Source organism: Halobium salinum (genome assembly GCF_026586625.1).
GTDB lineage: Archaea > Halobacteriota > Halobacteria > Halobacteriales > Haloferacaceae > Halobium > Halobium salinum.
The window spans coordinates 44,289-64,797 of record NZ_JAODIW010000004.1; the positions used below are offsets into that span (position 1 = coordinate 44,289).

Annotated in this window: 20 protein-coding genes; 10 read left to right on the forward strand and 10 right to left on the reverse strand. The window is 69.4% G+C overall.

Annotation, left to right across the window (positions count from 1 at the left end; all coding sequences use genetic code 11):
• Positions 1-330 precede the first annotated feature (330 nt).
• Positions 331-957 (reverse strand): RAD55 family ATPase, encoded by a 627-nt coding sequence (locus N5095_RS00270; protein ID WP_267619814.1) that lies wholly within the window; start codon positions 955-957, stop codon positions 331-333.
• Between the two features lie 6 nt (positions 958-963).
• Complete coding sequence (locus tag N5095_RS00275) at positions 964-1,617, reverse strand: MinD/ParA family ATP-binding protein (protein ID WP_267619816.1); 654 nt, start codon at positions 1,615-1,617, stop codon at positions 964-966.
• 105 nt (positions 1,618-1,722) lie between these two features.
• Here N5095_RS00275 and N5095_RS00280 point away from each other — a divergent pair, with 105 nt between their 5' ends.
• On the forward strand, positions 1,723-2,586 hold the full coding sequence (locus tag N5095_RS00280) for an alpha/beta fold hydrolase (RefSeq protein ID WP_267619817.1): 864 nt from the start codon (positions 1,723-1,725) through the stop codon (positions 2,584-2,586).
• Positions 2,587-2,701: 115 nt separating this feature from the next.
• Here the strand turns inward: N5095_RS00280 and N5095_RS00285 are convergent, their stop codons facing one another.
• Both N5095_RS00285 and N5095_RS00290 read right to left on the reverse strand, forming a co-directional pair.
• Entirely contained in the window at positions 2,702-3,103 is a 402-nt protein-coding gene (locus tag N5095_RS00285) for a hypothetical protein (RefSeq protein WP_267619818.1), read from the reverse strand.
• A 404-nt stretch (positions 3,104-3,507) separates the two neighbouring features.
• Positions 3,508-3,909, reverse strand: a complete 402-nt coding sequence (locus tag N5095_RS00290; protein ID WP_267619819.1) for a YlbF/YmcA family competence regulator — start codon at positions 3,907-3,909, stop codon at positions 3,508-3,510.
• A 313-nt stretch (positions 3,910-4,222) separates the two neighbouring features.
• Here N5095_RS00290 and N5095_RS00295 point away from each other — a divergent pair, with 313 nt between their 5' ends.
• Both N5095_RS00295 and N5095_RS00300 read left to right on the forward strand, forming a co-directional pair.
• Complete coding sequence (locus N5095_RS00295) at positions 4,223-5,659, forward strand: DUF7537 family lipoprotein (protein ID WP_267619820.1); 1,437 nt, start codon at positions 4,223-4,225, stop codon at positions 5,657-5,659.
• An 81-nt stretch (positions 5,660-5,740) separates the two neighbouring features.
• Complete coding sequence (locus N5095_RS00300; RefSeq protein ID WP_267619823.1) at positions 5,741-7,324, forward strand: hypothetical protein; 1,584 nt, start codon at positions 5,741-5,743, stop codon at positions 7,322-7,324.
• Positions 7,325-7,405: 81 nt separating this feature from the next.
• Here N5095_RS00300 and N5095_RS00305 read toward each other — a convergent pair whose 3' ends face one another.
• The 3 genes from N5095_RS00305 to N5095_RS00315 all read right to left on the reverse strand — a co-directional run bounded on the left by N5095_RS00305 (position 7,406) and on the right by N5095_RS00315 (position 10,200).
• Positions 7,406-8,062 (reverse strand): alpha/beta hydrolase, encoded by a 657-nt coding sequence (locus N5095_RS00305; protein ID WP_267619826.1) that lies wholly within the window; start codon positions 8,060-8,062, stop codon positions 7,406-7,408.
• 223 nt (positions 8,063-8,285) lie between these two features.
• Positions 8,286-8,444, reverse strand: a complete 159-nt coding sequence (locus N5095_RS00310) for a hypothetical protein (protein ID WP_267619827.1) — start codon at positions 8,442-8,444, stop codon at positions 8,286-8,288.
• A gap of 94 nt (positions 8,445-8,538) precedes the next feature.
• The gene (locus tag N5095_RS00315) at positions 8,539-10,200 is read right to left on the reverse strand and encodes an NADH-quinone oxidoreductase subunit D (RefSeq protein WP_267619828.1); all 1,662 of its coding nucleotides are present in this window, start codon (positions 10,198-10,200) and stop codon (positions 8,539-8,541) included.
• A 104-nt stretch (positions 10,201-10,304) separates the two neighbouring features.
• On the opposite strand from N5095_RS00315, the gene N5095_RS22320 reads away from it, so the two are divergent.
• Positions 10,305-11,000, forward strand: a complete 696-nt coding sequence (locus N5095_RS22320; RefSeq protein ID WP_267619829.1) for a helix-turn-helix domain-containing protein — start codon at positions 10,305-10,307, stop codon at positions 10,998-11,000.
• A gap of 9 nt (positions 11,001-11,009) precedes the next feature.
• On the opposite strand, the gene N5095_RS00325 is transcribed toward N5095_RS22320, so the two are convergent.
• Positions 11,010-11,198 carry a hypothetical protein gene (locus N5095_RS00325; protein WP_267619831.1) on the reverse strand — a complete coding sequence of 63 codons (189 nt, stop codon included), beginning with the start codon at positions 11,196-11,198 and terminating at the stop codon, positions 11,010-11,012.
• A 164-nt stretch (positions 11,199-11,362) separates the two neighbouring features.
• Here N5095_RS00325 and dph2 point away from each other — a divergent pair, with 164 nt between their 5' ends.
• From dph2 to N5095_RS00340, 3 genes are all read left to right on the forward strand, one after another.
• Complete coding sequence (gene dph2 / locus N5095_RS00330) at positions 11,363-12,436, forward strand: diphthamide biosynthesis enzyme Dph2 (protein ID WP_267619834.1); 1,074 nt, start codon at positions 11,363-11,365, stop codon at positions 12,434-12,436.
• Positions 12,437-12,516: 80 nt separating this feature from the next.
• Positions 12,517-13,056, forward strand: coding sequence for a DUF8173 domain-containing protein (locus N5095_RS00335; protein WP_267619836.1), 540 nt, complete (start codon positions 12,517-12,519; stop codon positions 13,054-13,056).
• 57 nt (positions 13,057-13,113) lie between these two features.
• Positions 13,114-13,656 carry a ribbon-helix-helix protein, CopG family gene (locus N5095_RS00340; RefSeq protein WP_267619837.1) on the forward strand — a complete coding sequence of 181 codons (543 nt, stop codon included), beginning with the start codon at positions 13,114-13,116 and terminating at the stop codon, positions 13,654-13,656.
• Positions 13,657-13,802: 146 nt separating this feature from the next.
• Here the strand turns inward: N5095_RS00340 and N5095_RS00345 are convergent, their stop codons facing one another.
• Entirely contained in the window at positions 13,803-14,924 is a 1,122-nt protein-coding gene (locus N5095_RS00345) for an endonuclease/exonuclease/phosphatase family protein (RefSeq protein ID WP_267619838.1), read from the reverse strand.
• Positions 14,925-15,417: 493 nt separating this feature from the next.
• On the opposite strand from N5095_RS00345, the gene N5095_RS00350 reads away from it, so the two are divergent.
• From N5095_RS00350 to N5095_RS00360, 3 genes are read left to right on the forward strand one after another with little or no spacing between them, the layout of a single operon-like run.
• Positions 15,418-16,626 (forward strand): Nramp family divalent metal transporter, encoded by a 1,209-nt coding sequence (locus N5095_RS00350; protein WP_267619839.1) that lies wholly within the window; start codon positions 15,418-15,420, stop codon positions 16,624-16,626.
• A complete protein-coding gene (locus N5095_RS00355) occupies positions 16,626-18,686 on the forward strand; it encodes a hydantoinase/oxoprolinase family protein (RefSeq protein WP_267619840.1) in 2,061 nt (686 codons plus the stop codon). Before N5095_RS00350 ends, N5095_RS00355 begins: the two co-directional genes overlap by 1 nt.
• The gene (locus N5095_RS00360; RefSeq protein WP_267619841.1) at positions 18,683-20,284 is read left to right on the forward strand and encodes a hydantoinase B/oxoprolinase family protein; all 1,602 of its coding nucleotides are present in this window, start codon (positions 18,683-18,685) and stop codon (positions 20,282-20,284) included. The genes N5095_RS00355 and N5095_RS00360 overlap by 4 nt, the downstream gene beginning before the upstream one ends.
• 14 nt (positions 20,285-20,298) lie before the next feature.
• On the opposite strand, the gene N5095_RS00365 is transcribed toward N5095_RS00360, so the two are convergent.
• Positions 20,299-20,466 (reverse strand): hypothetical protein, encoded by a 168-nt coding sequence (locus N5095_RS00365; protein WP_267619842.1) that lies wholly within the window; start codon positions 20,464-20,466, stop codon positions 20,299-20,301.
• Positions 20,467-20,509: the final 43 nt, after the last annotated feature.

A 20,509-nucleotide genomic window follows, 5' to 3' on the forward strand; every position in this document is an offset into this window, starting at 1 on the left:
GCGTCGTGGCGGTCGGACGGCGAGACACCCCACGCGCTACGCCGTCCGTCGCAGGAACCGAAAGAACGGCTCACGCACGGCTGGTCGTAGCGCGCGAACCGGGCGCCGAACAGCGTGACCCCGCGGCGGAGTCGCGAGCACTCGCGTCCCCGACCGCTCCGCGGAGCCCACAGTCGGCGAGCCGGCCGAACCGTCGGTCGCGCCCGTTACGCGAACCGAACCGAGTCCGACCCGAAGCCCTTGGTCAATCCGCTCGGGGGTTCGGCGGCGGCGGAGAAAAAACGTCGGGTCGCTGGTGCGAGCCGGCGTCGGCGTCGGTGTCGGGTCCCGTCAGGCGATGTCGCGGCTGGTGTCGATGGCGACCTCCTCGGCCAGCCGGAGCTTGATGGTCTCCTCCATCGCCGCCCCGCCGCGGAACTTCGGAACGGCGAGCCGGTTCTCGATTTCGGAGCCCGCCACGTCCGTCTGGAGGTCGAACACCACGTCGGCCATGTGTTCGGTCACGTCCCGGTTCTCGGGCACCGACCGACCGTTCAGCCCGTGGAGCACCGTCAACCCGCCGGTGTTTATCATGTGCGTCTGGAGTTCGTTGAGGAAGTTCCGGTAGCGCGCCGGCTCCGCACGCTCCAGGACGTCGACGATGTCGACGATGAGGTTCGCTCCCTCCGGGAGGGCGCGAATGAGGCGGTTCGCGTGGTCGAGCGGGGCGTCGCTGCCGACGTCTCGGATGGTGGGCTTCCCGGCGCGTCCGGGCGTGCGGTCGATGGCGTCCTGGACCGCCTCGACCGAGCGGACGCTCGTCAGATACAGGGTCCCGCGCGCCGCGCTCAGCTCGTAGAGGAACAGCTCCGACTGGGAAGCCGGCGTCGCCGACAGGAGGACGATGCTCCCGCTGGGGATGCCGCCGCCGAGGCGACGGTCGAGCACCGTGATTCCGGTGGGGAGCCGGCCGGTCATACGGAGCTACTTATTCACGCACGACAATAGGTCTTCCTCCTGTCTGATCTCGTCCGCGAGTCGGGCGTACGCCGACTGGACGGCGGGCCGGGAGAGCACCGGCGGCTCGACCGGCGGGACGGAGCCGAGGACGGGACAGTCCAACAGTTCGGCGACGGCGTCGGGCGCGAGGTGGGTCCGCGTCAGGACGACACCGACCGGCTCCGTTCCGAGGGTCCGAGCCATCGCCGCGGTCTTCGCCGTGTCGCGGAGGGCCGGCCGGCAGAGCGCCGAGACGAGCAACGCGGCGTCGGCGGCGCGGAGCGCCGCGGCGGCGTCCGGACCCGCGCCGGCCGGGCAGTCGACGAGCGTCGGCGTCGACGCCGAGGGGGTGAGTCCCGAGAGGAGCGCGTCGAGACCGGGTGCGTCGGCGCGCGAGCCGTCCGGCGCCGGAAGCACGGACACGCCGGGTTCGTCCGGGTGTGCGTGTGCGACGGCGTCGACCGACCCGCCGTGGGCGTCAGCCAGTGTCGGTGTCGCGTCGACGCCGGCGAGACGGTGGAGGTTGGGCAGGTCGACGTCGGCGTCGACGACGAGCGTCGGGGAGTCGAGCGCCGCCGCGAGACCGAGCGTCGTCGTGGTCTTCCCGCAGCCGCCCTTCCCCCCGGCGATGGCGAGCATACCGTCGGTGGTCCCGTCCTCGGCTTTGAACGTTCGTCCCGAGAGGCGGTGTCGCGGGTCGGCGGCTCGCGGAGACACTAAGCCTCCCGCCGACGACTTCGTTCCGTGAACGACTCCTCGACATCGAGGCTGGCCCGGGACCCGGAGGCGAACTCACCCCTGCGGGTCGACCGCGACCGAATCTACCGCGAGACGCCCGAGCGGACGCTCGCGATGGACGTCTATCGCGCCTCCGACGGCGAGAGCCGTCCCGCGGTCGTCCTGCTCCACGGCGGCGGCTGGCGGGAGGGGAACAAGGGACAGCTCTCCCGGTACGCGCTCGACCTCGCCGCCGCGGGGTACGTCACCGTCGAGCCGAGCTACCGATTGAGTCACGAGGCCACGTTTCCGGCGGCGCTCGAGGACGTAAAGGCCGCGGTGCGGCACGTCCGGTCGAACGCCGCCGAACTCGGCGTCGACCCCGGTCGGGTCGGTGCGTTCGGCCACTCGGCGGGTGCCCACCTCGCCGTCCTCGCTGGCGCGACCGGCGACCGGTCCGTGCTCGGTAGCGAGCCCGCTGCGGCGTACGAGGAGACTGCCCGACTCGACGCCGTGGTCGGCGTCAGCGGCGTCTACGACCTCACGCGCGAGCCGAGCACCGATGGGACTGAGTCGTCCTCCGAGATGGCAGTCGCGTTCCTCGGCGGACACTACGAGGAGGTCCCGGAACGGTACGCGGCGGCATCCGTACACGCGCACGTCGACGCCGGGGGTGACGGTGACTGTCCGCCGACGTTGTTCTCACACGGGACGGCGGACGACGTGGTCGGTGCGGGTCAGAGCGAGCGGTGCCACGAGGCGCTCGCCGTGGCCGGCGTCGACACCGACCTCCACCTCGCCGACGGCGGCGACCACGTGTTCCTGCACTCCTCGGCGTGGTATCCGGAGACGTTCCCGCGCTACCGCGAGTTCTTCGATTCGAGGGTGTGAGCTAAGACACCCGACTACAGAAGCGAGAACAGCGCGAGCGTACCGCCGAGGAGGGTAGCGAGCAACAGGACGTGGAGGTAGAGTCGAGCGAGGAGCGGCGGTTCCCGCATCGACTTCACCGACTTCCGGTCGCCACCAGCACGGTGAGCCCCATCGTGCCGACGAACGCGACCCAGAACGGGAAGCCGAGCGCCGGGGGGCCGAGCACCACGTCGCCGACGAGAAGCGCGAGCAGGACGACGACGGCCACGACGATTTCGACTGCCCGGGGCGGCGTGGTGTATCCGACGACGCCGAGGACCGCGTGTGCGAGGACGGCCGTCAGGAACAGCACCCAGACGACGAGTGCGAGGACCAACGAGACGGTCGCGACCGGCCCGAACGACGGAATCGACTCGGCGACCACCCTTCCGAGGCTGGCGACGGTGAGGAGCGTGACGAGGCCGAGTCCGAGCGCGCGCTCGACGCCTCGGGGCGTCAGGTCGCGAAGTTCGAAGCGGGAGGGGAGGGCGGACACATTCAGACGTTCGCGCTCGGTGACAAAAGTTCGTCGTTCGAGACGGGAGTTCGAGAGCGGCCGTCGCTGTCGGTGGTGCGGAGGCGGTAGCGATGCGGTGGCAGTACTGAGGTAGGGGCGGAAGTGGGGCGGTGGCAGTGCGGAGGCGGGGCAGTAGCGGTGCGGAGGCGGAGCAGTGGCGGTGCGGAGGTGGTAGCGGCGCGATGGCAGTGCGGAAGCGGGGAAGTAGCGGTGCGGAAGCGGGGAGGTAGCGGTGCGGAGGTGATAGCGGGGCGGTGGCGGTGTCGGACCGACGTAGTACCGCGAGCGAGGCCGTAGGCCGAGCGATCGGCTCTTTTTTGGTCGAGCTTTTTCGAGGAGAGGTAGCCGCGAAGCGGCTACCCGACGAAGAAAAAGGTCGTTGTTTAGTCGTCCTGACAGCAGCCGCCGGCCTCGCCGCCGAAGTCGACTTCGAGCTGCTCGGAGATGGCCTCGTTGACGGCCTCCAGCCGACCCTGCAGTTCGGCCTTCGACTCGAGGAACTCCTCCATCACGGGGAGGGAGTGGAGCTCCTCCTGGGTGGCCTGGAGCTCCCGGAGGTCCTCCTGGGTGGCGCTGCCGTTCTGCCGGGCGAGCGTGAACGCCTGTCGTTCCTGCTCGAACTCCGAGATGAGCGCCTGGGCCTCGTCGTCGTCCTCGACCGCGGCTTGGGCCTCGACGAACCGCTCGTGGACCGGCGACGACGCGATGGCGGCGCCGAGTTCGCGTCCCATCCCCTCGAGCGTCTCCGACGCGCCGTCGTCGGCGGACTGCGTCTCCATGCTCATGTCGCCGGTTTGGAACCGGACTCGTTTAGGCCTGCCGTTCGCGGGTGGTCGCGTCAGGCGGTCCACCGAGCGGCCGTCCCGGTTCGGTGCGGGTTCGTCCCGTCTCTGGAGAGAGAAACACGACGTCTTCGGTGCTGTACTCGTCACGCTCGCCGGTCTCTACCTCACCTTCGTCGGCCGGATGGTCGCCGAGGCGGCGGACCTGACGGCGCTCGTCCTCGGTGTGTGAGCCGGCCGTCGACGCCGCCGACTCCGTCGTCCCCGACGGAGGCCGGTGTAACGTTTATACTCGGTCCGGGGACACGTCCACGGGATGCCAGTCCTCCCCCGCGAGGCGTTCGCCCGACGCCTCGACGCCCTCTCTCCGACCGCCCTCCGCGACTTCGCCGCCGACGTGTGGGCCGCGCGCGGGTTCGACACCCGCGTCGGCGACGGCGACGACTCACTGACCGTCACCCGGGACGGCGTGGACCGAACCGTCGTCCCCGTCGCGACCCGCCGACTCCGCGGACTCAGTTCGGTCCCCGGCGGCGTCGACCCGGACGTGGTCGTCGACGGGAGCGGAACCGACGCCGGTCGGTCGCTCGCGGCCGACCACGACGCGAGCTACGTCGGTCCCGGGGACCTCTATCACCGCCTGCTGTACGGCGTCGACCGCGAGGTCGCCGCTGGCCTGCTCCATCGTCACCTCGGCGCCCCGCTCCACGTCGACGAGTCGCCGACGACGCCGGCCGGGTCGACCGACCGGCCGGAACCGACCGCCGGTGACGACGACGGCCGGTCCGGACTCGGTCTGCTCCGCCGGGCGACCCCCGACGGCGGGGACCTCACCACCGCGCTCGTCGTCGGTGCAGTCGTCGTCGCCGCACTCGTCGTCGGCCTCGGACCGGGGGCGCTCACGGGACTCGTCCCCGGCGACGGGACGGGGTCGACGCCCGGCGACCCGGTCGACGTCACGGGGGGACAGACCGGAGTGAACGACACGAACGCGTCCGGGTCGGTCGGCGCCATCGGCGCGACGCCGGACTACCCGCCCGGATTGTCGCGGGACGGCGTCGACGGCGAGGCGCTGTCCGACGCCCACCACGAGTACCTCTCGAACCGGTCGTACACGCTGGTCGAGCGAAGCGACGCACCGCATGAGGCGACGCGACGGGACTGGGAACACCATCGGCGGACGGTCCAGCGCGTCGAGAGCGAGAGCCGGTTCCTCGAGTCGACGCGCGGCTGGCGCACGTTCGAGAACGGAACCGGAGACCGGTTCACCGTCGACCAGTACACGGCGGACGGGCTCTCCGTCTCTCGGGTGAACGCGTCCGACGAGCCGGTCGAGTACCGGGTGCGCCGAGGACACAGGAACGACCCACGTGGGGCGTCGTGGCGGGTCGAACACTACCTCTCCGGGGAGAACGCCACCGTAACCGAGGAGGAGACCGCCGACGGCCGGCGGTTCCGGGTCGTCGACCCGTCGCCCCCGACCGACTGGAGGGAGAACGACCGCGTGACCGTCACCGACTACCGGGCCGAGGCGACGGTCCACCCCGCGGGGTACGTCACCTCGCTGTCGGTCCGGATGACGTTCGAGCGGAACGGGTCGGTCGGCGAGGGCCGGTTCGTACTCGAGTACGACGACGTGGGGAACACCAGCGTCTCCGAGCCACCGTTCGTCGACGAGGCGCTGGCGAACGCGTCGAACGGAACGACACCGGCCCGGACCGAGAACGCCACGGCCACGCCGGCCCCCGAGTGAACGCTCCGACTCGGCAGGGAACGCCGGAGGCGGCCCCGAACCACGGAAACCTTCTACTCCGTTGGGTGTGAACACTTACTGATGCCAGTGCTCCCGCGCGGGGCGTTCGTCGACCGGCTCCGGGACCGCTCGGCGGCCGACCTGCGCGCGCTCGTCGCCGACGTGTGGGCCGCACGGGGGTACGATACCCGGACCGACGGCGACCGCGTCGTCGCGACCCGGGGCGAGGAGCGGCTGGCGCTGTTTCCGAGCGTCGGTCGCCGACTGCGCGGGCCGACGCGACCGGCCGGGGACGAGACGGTCGACCTCGTCGTCGACGGCGGCGGCGGCGCGGAGCCGGTCGCGACCGACCTCGACGCCCGCTACGCCGGCCCCGCGGACCTCTACAACCTGCTGCTGTACGGCGTCGACCGGGAGGTCGCCGCGGACCTGCTCCATCGTCACCTCGATGCCCCGCTCCAGGTCGACGACGCGACCGCCGCGGCCTACGGCGACACGACGCCGGTGGGTGGCGAGCCCGCGGAGGCGACCTCCCGAGGCGGACCGGGGAGCCGAGTCCGCGCGGCGCTGGGACGCCTGCGCCCCGACGGGGGCGACGCGGCGACCGTCGTCGCCGTCGGGACCGTCGTCTTCGCGGCCGTCGCGCTCGGGCTGGGTCCGGGGTCGTTTCTAGGTGTTCTCGGGCTGGACGGGTCGAGCGGCGGCGGAGCGGGCGGCGTGACCGGCATCGGTGGGACGGGCGGCAGTGGCTCCGGCGCGACCGGTGTCGGCGGGGCGGGCGAAGCGAACGCGTCGGGCGAGCCGAACGAATCGAACGGGACGAACGACTCCGGACCGGTCGGCGCCATCGACGCGTCGCCGACCTACCCGCCGGGGGTCGACCGGGAGCAAGGGTACGTCGACGTAGAGGCGCTCTCGGCGGCGCACGCCGAGGCCCTCGACGGCCGCTCCTACCGGTGGGTCGGCGAACTCGACCGCTCTGGGGCGTTCGGAGACCGCGACGACTGGGACGACATCCGCTGGTCGGAGGTCGTCGAGACCGACACCCGGTACCTGACGAACGCGACCGGCGTCCGGGTCGAGGAGAACGGGAACGTCGTCCGGCGCTCCTACGCCAGCTACGCCGACGGCGAGGTCCGCTACCGCCGGGTCGACGGTGGAGCGGGGCCGGTACGGTACCACCGTACCTCCGCCGAACCCATCGGGCGCCCGCAGGCGACTTGGGCCATCGAACGCTACCTCGGCGGGAGCAACGCCAGCGTGAGCCGGCTCGAGACGCGCGAGGGCCGCTTCTACCGGGTGACCGTCGCGGACCCACCGCCGGGCGACGAGGAGCTCCGGCGGGCCGCGGAGTACCAGGCGACCGCCTACGTCACCGGCGAGGGGTTCGTGGTGGCGCTGCGGGTCACGTACACCCTCTCCGAGGGGGAGGAGACCGGGCGGGTCCGGTACCGGTTCGAGTACGACCGCGTGGGCGAGGCGTCCGTCGACGAGCCACCGTGGCTCGACGAGGCGCTCCGCCGGACCGCGGGACGACAGAACGGCGGGACGAGCGGCGAGTCGACCTCGTCGGCGACCGCTGCCTCGTCCGGGAACGCAACGACGGCCGCGAACGTCACGCGAACGGCGAGTGGGGCGGCGAACGCGACGACGACGACGAACTGACCGCGGACCCCGGTCGGAGCGGTGACCGATCCGCGAGGAGCCGACGGCGAGTGAGAACGCGCCGATACCGAGAACAGGAGTTCAGGCGAACTGCGACTCGACGAACGCCACGAGCGCCGCGAGTTCGTCGCGACCGACGCCGTGGCCGACCTCGTAGGTCTCGAAGGTCACGTCGGCGCCGAGTTCCCGGAGCCGGTCGGCGGCGGCTTCGCCCCGACTCGCCGGGATGACTTGGTCGGCCGAGCCGGCGCCGACGAACACCGGCTTCCCCTCGATGCCCGCCGGCTCCGCGTCGGCGTGTGACTCGGCGAGGTAGCCGTGGAGCGCGACGACCCACGCGAAGCGCTCGGGCGCTTCGAGCAGGAGCGAGAGGCTCGTGATGGCGCCCTGTGAGAAGCCGAGGAGGCCGAGACGGTCGGGGTCGAGGTCGTAGGCGTCGACGGCGGCGTCGACCGAGTCCGAGACGAGGTCGAGGCTCCGACGGAACTCCTCGGGGTGGGGTTGGCTCCGGTGGAGGTCACCGTCGGGCATCTGTATCTCGTACCACGTGTACCCGCTCATCAGACGGTCGGGCGCCCGGAAGCTCACGACGTGGAAGTCGTCGGGGAGGCGCTGGGCGACCGGGAGCAAGTCCTCCTCGTCGGCGCCGCGACCGTGGAGGACGAAGACGGCCGGCGCGGGCCCGTCCGTCGGGTCGTCGGGTTCGACGTGAACGTGTTCGAGCGGGATGTCGCTCATGGCTCCCTGTAGGTGGGTCGGCGAGTTGTATCCGGCGCTCCCGGCGAGCGAAGCGAGCCGGGTGCAGGGAGCGGTAGCGACCGTGGTCGCGGCGAGCGAAGCGAGCGGTGAGAAGAAACGTCAGCGACCGCGGGCTGGTTCGATGGGCGAACGACGCTGTTCGGCGGGACGCGTCGGCTTCGGAATCGCGTCGTTGCGTAGTCGGCGCATCGACGGACGGCGCTCAGTTGACGCCGAGCACCTTCCCGCCGTGCGGCCGGCGCCACACGTCGCGCTGGTCCGCACCGAGGACGATTCGTGGGGCGTCTTCCCCCTCCTCGTCCGTCGTCTCGTCGTTCGTCTTCGTCCGATTCCTTCGGCTGGTGGTAATTGACTCGGACATGAGTTCTTCGTTTGAACGGAGGGGCTCCGGCGACAAAAGGCGCGGCTCGGTGTGCACAGGCGGTGCAAACCCCCGAAAGCGGCGTGCTAGCGGGTCACCTGTCGACTTCGCCCATGATGGTGTCGAGGCTGCCGAGCGAGGCGATGAGGTCCGGGATATGCTCGCCCTCTGCCATCTCCGGGAGCGCCTGCAGGTTCGAGAACGACGGGCCGCGAATCTTGAACCGGGCCGGGGTGTCCGTCCCGTCGGCGCGGATGTAGATGCCGAGTTCGCCCTTCGCGGCCTCGACGGCGGTGTACACCTCGGTCCCGTCGTCGGGGCGGATGGTTCGCGGCACGTTGCTCTGAATCGTGCGGTCGTCCTCGGGCCAGTCCTCGAGGCGGTCGACACACTGGTCGACGATTTTCGCGGACTCCTCGACCTCCCGCAGACGGACGAGCAGGCGGGCGTAGTTGTCACAGCCCTCCTCGACGGCCACGTCCCAGTCGAGTTCGTCGTAGTAGCCGTACGGGTCGTCCCGGCGGATATCGTAGTCGATGCCGGACCCACGGGCGACCGGACCGGTGCAACCGTACGACTTCGCCACGTCGGGGTCGAGTTCGCCGGTGTCGACGGTGCGCATCTGGATGATCTCGTTCCCGGTGAGCAGGTCGTGGAACTCCTCCAGTCGGTGGGGAAGCCCGTCGAGATAGTCACGAACCTTCTCGAACCACTCCTCGCGGGGTTCGGGGAGGTCCCAGACCACCCCGCCGAGCCGGAAGTAGTTGAACATCAGGCGCTGACCGGTGAGGTCCTCGAGCAGGTTCTGGACCCGCTCGCGCTCGTTGATGGCGTACATGAACGTCGCGGTGAAGTCCCCGATGACGTCGAGCGCGTACGCGCCGACGGCGAGCATGTGTGCGAGGATTCGCGAGAGTTCGGCGCTCATCGTACGAATCACCTGCGCGTACTCCGGTACGTCGATGTCGGCGAGGGTCTCGGCAGCGCGGGCGTAGGACCACTCGTTCAGGATACCGCCGCCGCCCCAGTCCCAGCGGTCCGGGTAGGGCATGATCTGGTAGCGGTAGGTGCCCTGCTGGGCCATCTGCTCCTCACAGCGGTGGATGTAGCCGATGTCCGGTTCGACGTCGACGACCTGCTCCCCGTCGAGGACGGCTTCCAGGTGGAGCACGCCGTGGGTCGCCGGGTGGTGCGGCCCGATGTTGAGGAGCATCGTGTCGGCCTCACGCTCGTCGGCAGCGACGGGATTCGCGTTCTCGTCGTACCGAACTATCTGCGGGCGGTCCCGGTCGTAGTCCATCGAGAGCGGGTGGCCCTGCCACGTCTCCGGGAGGAGGATGCGACGGAGGTCCGGGTGGTCGTCGTACTCGATACCGACGAGGTCGTACGCCTCCCGCTCGTGCCAGTCGGCGGTGCGGAAGACGGCGTCGGCGCTCTCGGAGACCGGGTTCGCCTTCGAAGCGGGGACGACGACGCTCACCTCGTCGGTCGGGTCGTCGTAGGACTTCAGGTGGTAGACGGTTTCGTAGCGGTCCTCGTACTCCTGGGCGGTGACACAGGAGCAGTGGTCGAAGCCGGCCTCGTCCCGGAGGCGAGAGAGCGCGTCCTGTACGGTGTCGGGTCTGACGACGAACCCCGGTGCGTGCAGGTGGTCGTCGCGGCCGACGGCGAGCGGGCCGAGCAGGTCGGCGAGTTCGTCGGCGCGGTGGTCGTCGGTCGCGGCGGACAGGGAGGGCGCAGGTGACTGTGAACTCATGTGTCGTGGGTGGAGAGCCGAGCGGTCGAGTGGGGAACCGACCGTGTCTCATCGTCGGCGCCGACTCCCCGAGGTCGTTCTGCCGCACATCTGGGGCCATTTAAGTGTCACCGGTCGAAAACGTCGACGACGTGAAGTCGCTCACCCTCCGACTCGACCTCGACGAGGCGACGACCCACCCGATGCACGCGTTCGTCGCGGAACGCCCCGAGTACGGACCGACGAGCCTGCTCCAGTGGAACCCGGACGTCGGCGAGCGGAACGTCCTCCTCTTTCACGTCGACGGACCACAGGAGCCGTTCCTCCCGATGCTCGACGGCGTGGAGACGGCCGAGGTGGTCGAACCGTCGCCCGCCTCGGGCGTCGGCGGGTTCTACCTGTACGTCCGGGAGCGGCTCGAAGGGGACGTACAGGCGCTGGTGGAGGCGTACGCCGGCGAGGACGTGGTCGTCGTCCCCCCCGTCGTTTACGCGACCGACGGGTCGATGCGATTCACGCTCGTCGGGACGAGCGAGGCGCTGCAACGTGCGGTGGCGGCGACGCCCGCCGGAATCGACGTGACGGTCGAGCGGGTCCGGAGCGGTCCGGGTGGCGCACTCGAACCCGGGAGCGGCCTCAGCGACCGGCAGGCGGAGGTCGTCGCCTGCGCGGTCGACGCGGGGTACTACGAGGAGCCGCGGGCGGCGACCGTCGCCGACGTGGCCGACCGACTCGACTGCGCGACGAGCACGGTCGCAGAGCACCTCCGAAAGGCCGAGTCGACGCTCGTCAGGCGGGCGGTCGGTGAAGCCGTCGACTAACGCCGGCGGTCAGGGAGGCGCGTCTCGCGTGCCGACCGCGAAGAGGACGTAGAGCGACATCGCCACCGACAGCCCGACCGCGACCGCCGCGACCGGGTCGGTTCTGGCGACCAACGCGCCGACGGCGACCCCGACGAGGAGCGCGAGGAGTCCTCTGGAGGACGGCGAGGAGACGAGCGGGTCGCGAGCGTACGGCATGATTCCCCGCTTACAACGACGGCAATGGGCATAAATCGGCGCACGACTCGGACCGTCCGGGGGTCCGAGTCCGTCCGGACGCCTTCGAGGCCGTCCCCGGGGCACCGCCGACGCTCCGCCCCCAAACGCCGACGTTAAACGTCCCCACCGGTAACGGGGTTGCAATGAGCCAGGACGCGAGCGAGGAGGTCCGAAGCGAGGGCGACCTCCGGAACACGGGCATGTCGCTGAAACACGACCGGGAGTGGGATTACGAACTCGACCGTATCGTCGAGGCCATCGAGGAGCGGGGCGCCGAGAAGGTCGGCCTCCAGTTCCCCGAGGGGCTGAAGCGCCGCGGTCCGGCCGTCGCCGACGACCTCCGCGAACTCACCGACGGCGTCACCTTCCTCCTCTCCGGACAGCCCTGCTACGGCGCCTGCGACCTCGACACCTACCTGATGCGCCGCACCGACGTGTTCGTCCACTTCGGCCACTCCCCGATGAAGGAGTCGGACAAGATCATCTACGTCCCCCTCTTCTCGAACGTCGACCCCTTCCCCATCATGGAGGAGTCCATGGCGGAGCTACCGGACCCCGAGGCCGAGGAGTACGCGGACGAGGAACCCGCCGTCGGCCTCGTGACGACGGCTCAGCACATGAACCTCTTCGGCGACATGGTCGACTGGCTGGAAGAGCGCGGCTTCGACGTGCGGACCCGCCGCGGCGACGACCGTCTCACTCACGAGGGGCAGGTGCTCGGCTGTAACTACGCCAGCGCCGACATCGACGCCGAGCACGTCCTCTACGTCGGCGGGGGGAAGTTCCACCCGCTCGGCCTCGCGATGGAGCACCCCGACAAGAAGGTGACCATCGCAGACCCCGTCAACAACGTCGTCACCGTCGCCGACACGGAGCAGTTCATGAAGCAGCGCTACGCCTCCGTCCACAAGGCGATGGACGCCGAAACGTGGGGCGTCGTCTTCTGCACCAAAATCGGTCAGGGTCGATGGGACGTGGCGGAGGAAATCGTCGAGAACAACGAGAACGCCTACCTCATCACGATGGACGAGGTGACGCCCGACCGTCTGCGGAACTTCGGCTTCGACGCGTTCGTCAACACCGGCTGTCCGCGCATCACGACAGACGACGGCCCGCAGTTCCATAAGCCGATGCTCACACCGGGCGAGTACGAAATCGCCGTCGGCAACAAACCCCTCGAGGACCTGGAGTTCGACACGTTCCACGGCACGTGGTGAGGGGCCGATTCGGCTGAGTGCCGTCGGTCGCGGACCGTTCGCTCCACAAGACATTTATGCAGTCTTTCGCCTCCTCCGATATGGTCTCCCGTAGAACCCTCCGTACCGTCGGGTCGGCGGGCGTGGCGCTGGCCGCACTCGCCGCACTCGTCGGCACCGCAGCCGCACAGCAGCCGCCGGGTGGCGTCCCACAGATTTCACTCACTGTTCAGGCCGTCGGCTCGCTGCTCCTCAATCTCGTCATCGGTATCATCGTCATCGCAGTCCTCCCCGACTACGTCGAACGGACCGGTGCCAGACTCCGGGACGACCCGCTGATGTCCGGCTTCTGGGGTCTTCCGGTCCTCATCGGGTTAGCACTGGTGTCGATTCTCATCATCACGCTGCTCGTGACGATTCCCGTGGCCCTCGTCGGAAGCACGGTCGCCATCGTCGCGCTCGGTCGGACCCTCGCCAGCGACTGGACCGCGGGAAGCCAGTTCAAGGCGCTCGTCGTGGGCACGCTCGTAGCCGTGCTCGTGGGACTCGTTCCGATACTGGGAGGTCTGGTCAACCTCGTCCTCTCGATGGCGGGGTTGGGTGCGATGGCTACGGAGTTCCGCGCGAGTCGAAGCGACTGAAATCGGCCCCGAGAACGGGACACACACCTTTACCCCCGGGCGCTCGTAGCACGTCCCATGCCGACGAACCGGCTCACGATCTCGCTCGACGACGAGGCCGAAGCCGCACTCGACGACCTGGTCGCCCGTACCGACGAATCGCGGAGCGAGGTCGTCCGCCGGGCGCTGACGTTCTACGCCGCGAACTTCGAGGCCGCGAGCGCCGACGCCGGCCCCAACCTCGAAGCCTACCACCAGATGCTCTCCTCCGGCGAGCACGTCCTGCTCGACGTGGACTTTCTGCACTGCTTCCTCGACTACGTCGAGGACGGGTCGGGCGAGCCGAATTCAGCGTTTCTGGCGGAGGCCGACCGCGTCTCCGACTACCACGCCCACGAGTACGAACAGCGCTTCGGCTCCCTCGGAGAGCTGCTCGACTGGCTCTCCTTCTGTGGCTTCCTCACGGTCCGCCGCACCGAGGGGAGCACGTACCACGTGGTGTTCCCTTCGGAGTCCGTCAAGTGGTTCATGCTCCGGTTCGTCGAGCGCTCCAGCGCGAACTTGCCCTTCGAGCTGACCATCGAGGAGGGCGTCTCGAAGGTGTTGCTGACGGAGTCTTGAGTCGGTTTACGCGGCGGGTGGCACGCTCTTTCGGGAGATGGTTCAGAGTGATTCTGCTGCTGGAGACGGAGCGTCTCCGGAGGTGAGTTCCTTCCGGCGGAGCCCGGAACAGAAGGTATCGCGGTCAGAAGCTCCAAGCTCCGCTTTTAGCAGGGGTGTGTCGAGATATCGGCCCAGACGAGTCGGTGGTCCGAGGCTCTCCTCACGTCCTCGAGGAGATTCTGTTTCGTCGTGTTCTCGCTCGGCCAGACGACCGACGAGGCACCCAGCGAGAGGTCCGGCGAGGGGAGGACGTAGTCTATCTGCTCGACGACACCTTCGACGTCACCGCCGGTACGTGTCGCGGTGGGGAGACCGCGTTGTGCCCCGCCGGGGCTCCTCGGGAGGCGGTCCGTGTAGAAGTCGTCGTTGTCGATAAGGAACTTCTGGGCCGGTCGAAGCGGACGCTCGTCCCGGCCCAGACCCGGCCCTGCGTTCATGTCGCCCATCAGAACGTAGGAGGCGTCGTCGTCGAGACCGCCACAGACGCCACTATCGTCGTAGATGTAGTCTTCGCCGGCGACGTAGTCCGCGAAGAACCGGACCTCGTCGTGGTTCCACTTCCCGTTGAAGTTGTTCACACCGTCGAAACCGGGCGGCGTCGGGTGTGCGAACAGCCCGTGAACCGTCTCCTCTTCGATTTCGAACGGCACGTCGACGTGGGTCTTCGAGGGGAGCCGATAGACCTCGAGTTCCTCCTCCGTGAGGTACAGCGCAGTTTCGTCGTCTTCCGGGTCCGTGACGACGCCCTCTTCGCCTGCGACCGGGATGAGATTCCCGGGCATGTCCGCCCATTCGAACGTCTGGAAGGAACGGATGCTCGACTCGTCGATGGGGTACTTGCTCGCGATTGCGAACGCATAGTGACCCGGATACTCTCCGAACCCGAACGCATCACCCGGTCGTTCCCGGTAATTTCCGTCCTTGTTGAAATCGTAGCACCCGTCTGGAAGGACGCCTGTATTGCTCGTCGGCTGGAGCGTGTACTCGTAGTCGATACCGCTGAGCTCGTCCCGTTGTGGGACGCTGAGGTAGTTCTGGACGAAAGCGTCGATGTTCGCTCTGTCGGTGTACTTGTCCTGCTGGAAGTTGTTCGTGAGTTCGTTGACGACGAGGATGTCCGGTCTGACTTCCTGAACGATTCGGGCGGCCGCTTCTGCTTGCGGGTCTCCCGGATTTTGAACCTGTTCGGTCTCCAGTTCGATTATATTGAACGCAGCGTAGCGCACTCCACAGCTCTGTTTTCCGTCTTGGTTTCGCTGGTGCCCGCTTGCTGTACCGACGAAGCCCGCTATAGTTGCTGTCCCACCGATCGTCTTGAGTACCTGTCGTCTGGGTTGAGAGTAAACCATCCAACACATGATTGTGACACGTTCGCATCAGCGTTTTTGCGACCTCGGTGGAAATTAACATTTATTGATGAAGAGTTCCGCAAGCAGAGCTTCAGGAGGAAGCAGGAGTTCGGAGAAGACCGCCCGGGTGCCACTTCGTGAGGTGGACGACGCTGACCGGTTCGAGAAATCGGGGAGGAGCGTCGCTCGCCGGGCGGCTATTGCAGAAGAATCTGAAATCAGTACACCACTAACGAGTCCCCTATCCGTTCGGTAGCGCTCACACCGTCATCGGTCGTTCACATCCGTTCATACGGGACGTGCATCCGGTACACAGCGCTCTCAACAACCCTTTTGCCCGAACGCCGAGCACTGTGCGAACAGACCACGCATGACTCTCGTTGACAGACTGAAAGCCATCGGTCCGGGGGCGATGGTCGCCGCGGCGTTCATCGGTCCGGGAACCGTCACGACCGCGAGCGTCACGGGCGCGCGCTTCGGCTACGCGCTCGTCTGGACCATCCTGTTCTCGGTCGTCGCCACGATAATCCTCCAGGAGATGAGCGCTCGACTCGGCCTCGTCTCCCGCGAGGGGCTCGGCGAGGCGCTTCGCGACCAGTTCGACACCGAGGCGGTGCAGTGGGCCGCGGTCGCGCTCGTCGTCTCGGCTATCGGCATCGGCACCGCCGCCTACGAGGCCGGCAACATCCTCGGCGGCGCGGCGGGGCTGGAGACCATCACGGGTATCAGCGCGACGGTGTGGGGCGCCCTGATGGGTCTCGTCGCCGGCGCCCTGCTGTGGACGGGCAGGTACAAGCTCATCGAGCGCGCGCTCGTCGGTCTCGTGGGCGTCATGGCCGTCTCCTTCCTCGTCTCGGCGGCGCTCATCGGCCCCGACCTCTCGGCGCTCGCGCTCGGGTTCGTCCCCGGCATCCCCGAGGGGTCGCTATTCCTCATCACGGGACTCATCGGCACCACCGTCGTCGGCTACAACCTCTTTCTCCACGCCAGCAACGTCCAGGAGCGGTGGGGTGGTCCGGAGGACCTGCCCGAGTGTCGCACCGACACGGTGCTCTCCATCGTCGTCGGCGGGCTCATCACGGTCGCCATCCTCGTGACGGCCGCGGCGGCGTTCCCCGTCGGCACCGAGATTTCGGACGTGGGTCGGATGGCCGAACAGCTCCGGCCCATCGCCGGCCCGTACGCGACACTGTTCTTCAGCATTGGCCTCTTCGCCGCCGGGTTCACCAGCGCGACGACCGCGCCGCTGGCGGGGGCTTACGCCACCGCCGGGGCGCTCGGCTGGGAGTCCGACCTGACGAGCACGAAGTTCCGCGCCGTCTGGGGGGTCATCCTCACGGTCGGCGTCTCGGCCGTGCTTCTCGGCGGCAGTCCCGTCGAAATCATCGTGTTCGCACAGGTGGTCAACGGAATCCTCCTCCCCATCGTCGCGGTGTTCCTCATCGTCGCGATGAACTCCGACAGCCTGCTCGGGGAGTACACGAACGGGACGACCGCGAACGTGCTCGGCGGCGTCGTCACGGCCATCGTCGTCTGGCTCGGCGTCCGGACCCTCCTCTCGGTGGCGGGGGTGCTCTGATGGCGGAAGAGACGCAAAAGACCCGCCTCGGCGTCGACGTGGGCGGCACGTTCACCGACGTGGTGCTCCTCACGGACGAGAACGACCTCGTCACCGCGAAGGTCCCCTCCACCGCGGACCAGTCCGTCGGCGTCGTCGACGGCATCGAGAAGGCGTGTGCCGAAGCCGGCGTCGACCCCGCCGAGGTGGACGCGTTCACCCACGCGATGACCGTCTCGGTGAACGCCCTGTTGGAGGAAGACGGCGCGAAGACCGCGCTCGTCACGACGGAGGGGTTCCGCGACGTGTTGGAAATCGGTCGACAGGCCCGGCCCGACCTCTACGACCTCGACGCGACGAAGCCGGCGCCGCTCGTCCCCCGACGCCGACGCTTCGAGGTCGACGAGCGCGCGACCGTCGAAGGCGTCGAACGGGAAGTCGACCCGGCGGAGGTCCGAGCGGTCGCGGACCGAATCCGCGACGACGGCGCCGAGAGCGTCGCCGTCTCTCTGTTGCACGCCTACGCGCACCCGGAGAACGAGCGGCGGGTCGCCGAGACGCTGCGCGACGAACTCGACGTCCCCGTCTCGGCCTCCCACGAGACGCTCGCGGAGTTCCGCGAGTTCGAGCGCACCTCCACCACGGCAGTCGACGCCTACGTCACCCCACCGATTCGCGACTACGTCGGCAGGCTCGTCGACCGCGCGGACGACCTCGGGCTCCCGGTCCCGCGCATCATGCAGGCCAACGGCGGCATCGCCGCGGCCGAGACCGTCCGAAACCACGCGGTGACGACGGTCATGTCCGGACCGGCGGCGGGCGTCGTCGGCGCCGCGTCGGCCGTCGGCGACGCGGCCGGCGCCGACCCGGCGGACGAGGGCGAGGACGACGACTCCTCGCACCGCGGGCTCGTCACCTTCGACATGGGCGGCACCTCCTCGGACGTGAGCCTCGTCCGCGACGGCGAGGCAGAGCGGACGACGAGCGCCGAAATCAACGACCGGCCGGTGAAGACCCCGATGGTCGACGTGAACACCGTCGGCGCCGGGGGCGGCTCGGTCGCGTGGGTCGACGACGGCGGCGCCCTGCGGGTGGGGCCGCGCTCCGCCGGCGCCGAGCCGGGACCGGCCTGCTACGGCCGCGGCGGCACCGACCCGACCGTGACGGACGCGAACGTCGTCCTCGGCTATATCGGCGAGAGCACGGCGCTCGGCGGGGAACTCTCCCTCGACGCCGAGGCGGCCCGCGACGCCCTGTCGGGACTCGCCGACGAGGCCGACCTCGACGGGCCAGTCGAGGCCGCTCGCGGCGTCTACCGCATCGCCAACGCGAACATGACGCGGGCGATTCGCGCCATCACGGTCGAGCGCGGCCACGACCCGCGACGGTTCGCCCTCGTCGCCTTTGGCGGCGCGGGGCCGATGCACGCCGCCGCGCTCGCGGACGACCTCGACGTCGACACCGTGGTCGTCCCCCGCGCCTGTGGGGTGCTCTCCGCGTACGGCCTGCTCTCGGCCGACGAGAAACACGACGCGGTGAAGACCCTGCGGACGCCCGTCGCCGACCTCGACGACGGCGTCGTCGCCGACGCCTTCGACAGCCTCGCCGACGACGTGCTCGCGGACTGTTCGGACCCCGAGGCCGCCTCGGTCGAGCGCGCGATGGACCTCCGGTACGTCGGCCAGTCGTTCGAACTGACGGTCCCCGTCTCGCTGCCGTTCGACCCCGAGGCCGTCACCGCGGCGTTCCACGACGCCCACGAGTCGGCGTACGGCTACCGGATGGACGACGCCGTCGAACTCGTCAACGTGCGCGCCACGGCGGTCGTCGAGCGCGACCCGGTCGACGTGCGCTACGAGGGTGGGACGGACCCCCAGAAGGACACCCGCGAGGCGAACTTCGGCGGCGAGTACCACGACACGCCCGTGTACGTCCGCGAGCGGGTCCCTCTCGGGACCACACTGTCCGGGCCCGCGGTGTTCGAAGGTGACGAGTCCACCGTCGTGGTGCCCCCGGCGTGGGACGCCGAGGTCGACGAGCGCGGGACGCTCGTGCTGACGCGGGGAGGTGACGGGAAGTGAGTGAAGAAATCGACGCCGTCACCCTCGAAATCATGCGCAACCAGTTCGAGAGCGTCGCCGAGGAGATGGGGCAGGTGCTCGTCACGAGCGCCTACTCGCCGAACATCAAGGAGCGACGGGACTGCTCGACCGCGCTGTTCGACGCCGACGGCCGACTCGTCGCGCAGGCCGAACACATCCCGGTCCACCTCGGCGCCATGCCGGAGGCGGTCGACGCCGTGCTCGACCGGGACCCGGAGCCGGGCGACGTGTTCGTCCTCAACGACCCGTTCGAGGGCGGCACGCACCTCCCGGACGTGACGATGGTCTCCCCCGTCGCTCCCGACGGAGAGGTACTGGGATACGCCGTCTCCCGTGCTCACCACGCCGACGTGGGCGGGATGGCCCCGGGGAGCATGCCGGCGGGGGCGCGCGAAATTTTCCAGGAGGGCCTCCGGCTTCCCCCGACCAGACTCGTCGCCGGCGGCGACCCCGTCGACGACGTGATGAACCTCCTGCTCGCGAACGTCCGCAACCCGAGCGAGCGCCGGGCGGACCTCCGAGCCCAGATAGCGGCCAACGACCGCGCCGAGGAACGCGTCGGCGACCTCGTCGCCGACCACGGGGAAGAGAGAGTGCTCGCGGCGTTCGACGCCGTGATGGACTACTCCCGCGAGCGCGTGACGAGCGAACTCCGGGAGTTGCCGGGCGGCGAGTTCGCCGCCCGCGACGTGCTGGAGGGCGACGGTGTGACCGACGACGACGTGCCCATCGAGGCCACCGTCACGGTCGACGGCGACACCCTGACCGTGGACTTCGCGGGCACCGCCGACCAGGTCGCCGGCAACGTGAACGCCCCGCTCGCGGTCGCCAAGAGCGCGGTGTACTTCGTCGTGCGCTGTGTGACGGACCCCGAGATACCCCCGAACGCGGGCTGTTACGCCCCCATCGACGTGCGGGTGCCGGAGGGCTCCCTGCTCAACCCGAACCCGCCGGCCGCCGTCGTCGGCGGCAACGTCGAGACCAGCCAGCGCGTCACCGACGTGACCTTCGAGGCGCTGGCCGAAGCCGCCCCGGAGAGAGTACCGGCCCGCGGACAGGGGACGATGAACAACCTGATTATCGGCTCCAGCGGCGCCGACTCCTTCGCCTACTACGAGACCATCGGCGGCGGCGACGGCGGCCGGCCCTCCGGCGACGGGATGGACGGCGTCCACGTCGGCATGACGAACACGCTGAACACGCCCGTCGAGGCGCTCGAGGCGGAGTACCCGCTCTCGGTCGAGGAGTACGGCCTCCGGCCGGGGAGCGGCGGCGACGGCCGGTATCGGGGTGGACTCGGCATGGTTCGTTCGGTGACGGTCGAGACCGACGCCACCGTCTCCCTGCTCACGGAGCGCCGACGCCACGCCCCACCGGGTGCGGCCGGCGGCGAGGACGGCGCCGTGGGTCGGAACCTCGTCGACGGCGAAGCCGTGCCGGCGAAGACGACCCGGGAGGTGGCGGCGGGGACGACCGTCCGGGTAGAGACGCCCGGCGGCGGCGGGTGGGGTGACCCCGCCGAGCGCGACGAAGAGGTGCGGGCGGCCGACCGTGAGGACGGGAAGGTCGAGGAGTAGAGAGACCGGGCCGTTCAGCGGCTCTCGTTCCTCGGCGTCGCGGTCGTAGTCGGTGTCCCCTTCTCGACCTCCCGCGTTCGGTAGCCGTCGCCCTCGTAGCGGAAGGTCGCGTCGTCACCGAGTCCGAGACAGTCGGCGACGCCGACGGTACCGAGCGCGGCGAGGAAGGCTCTGCGTTGCACGTGTCGACCCTCCCACGGATTGATAAATACTTCGTGGTGAATC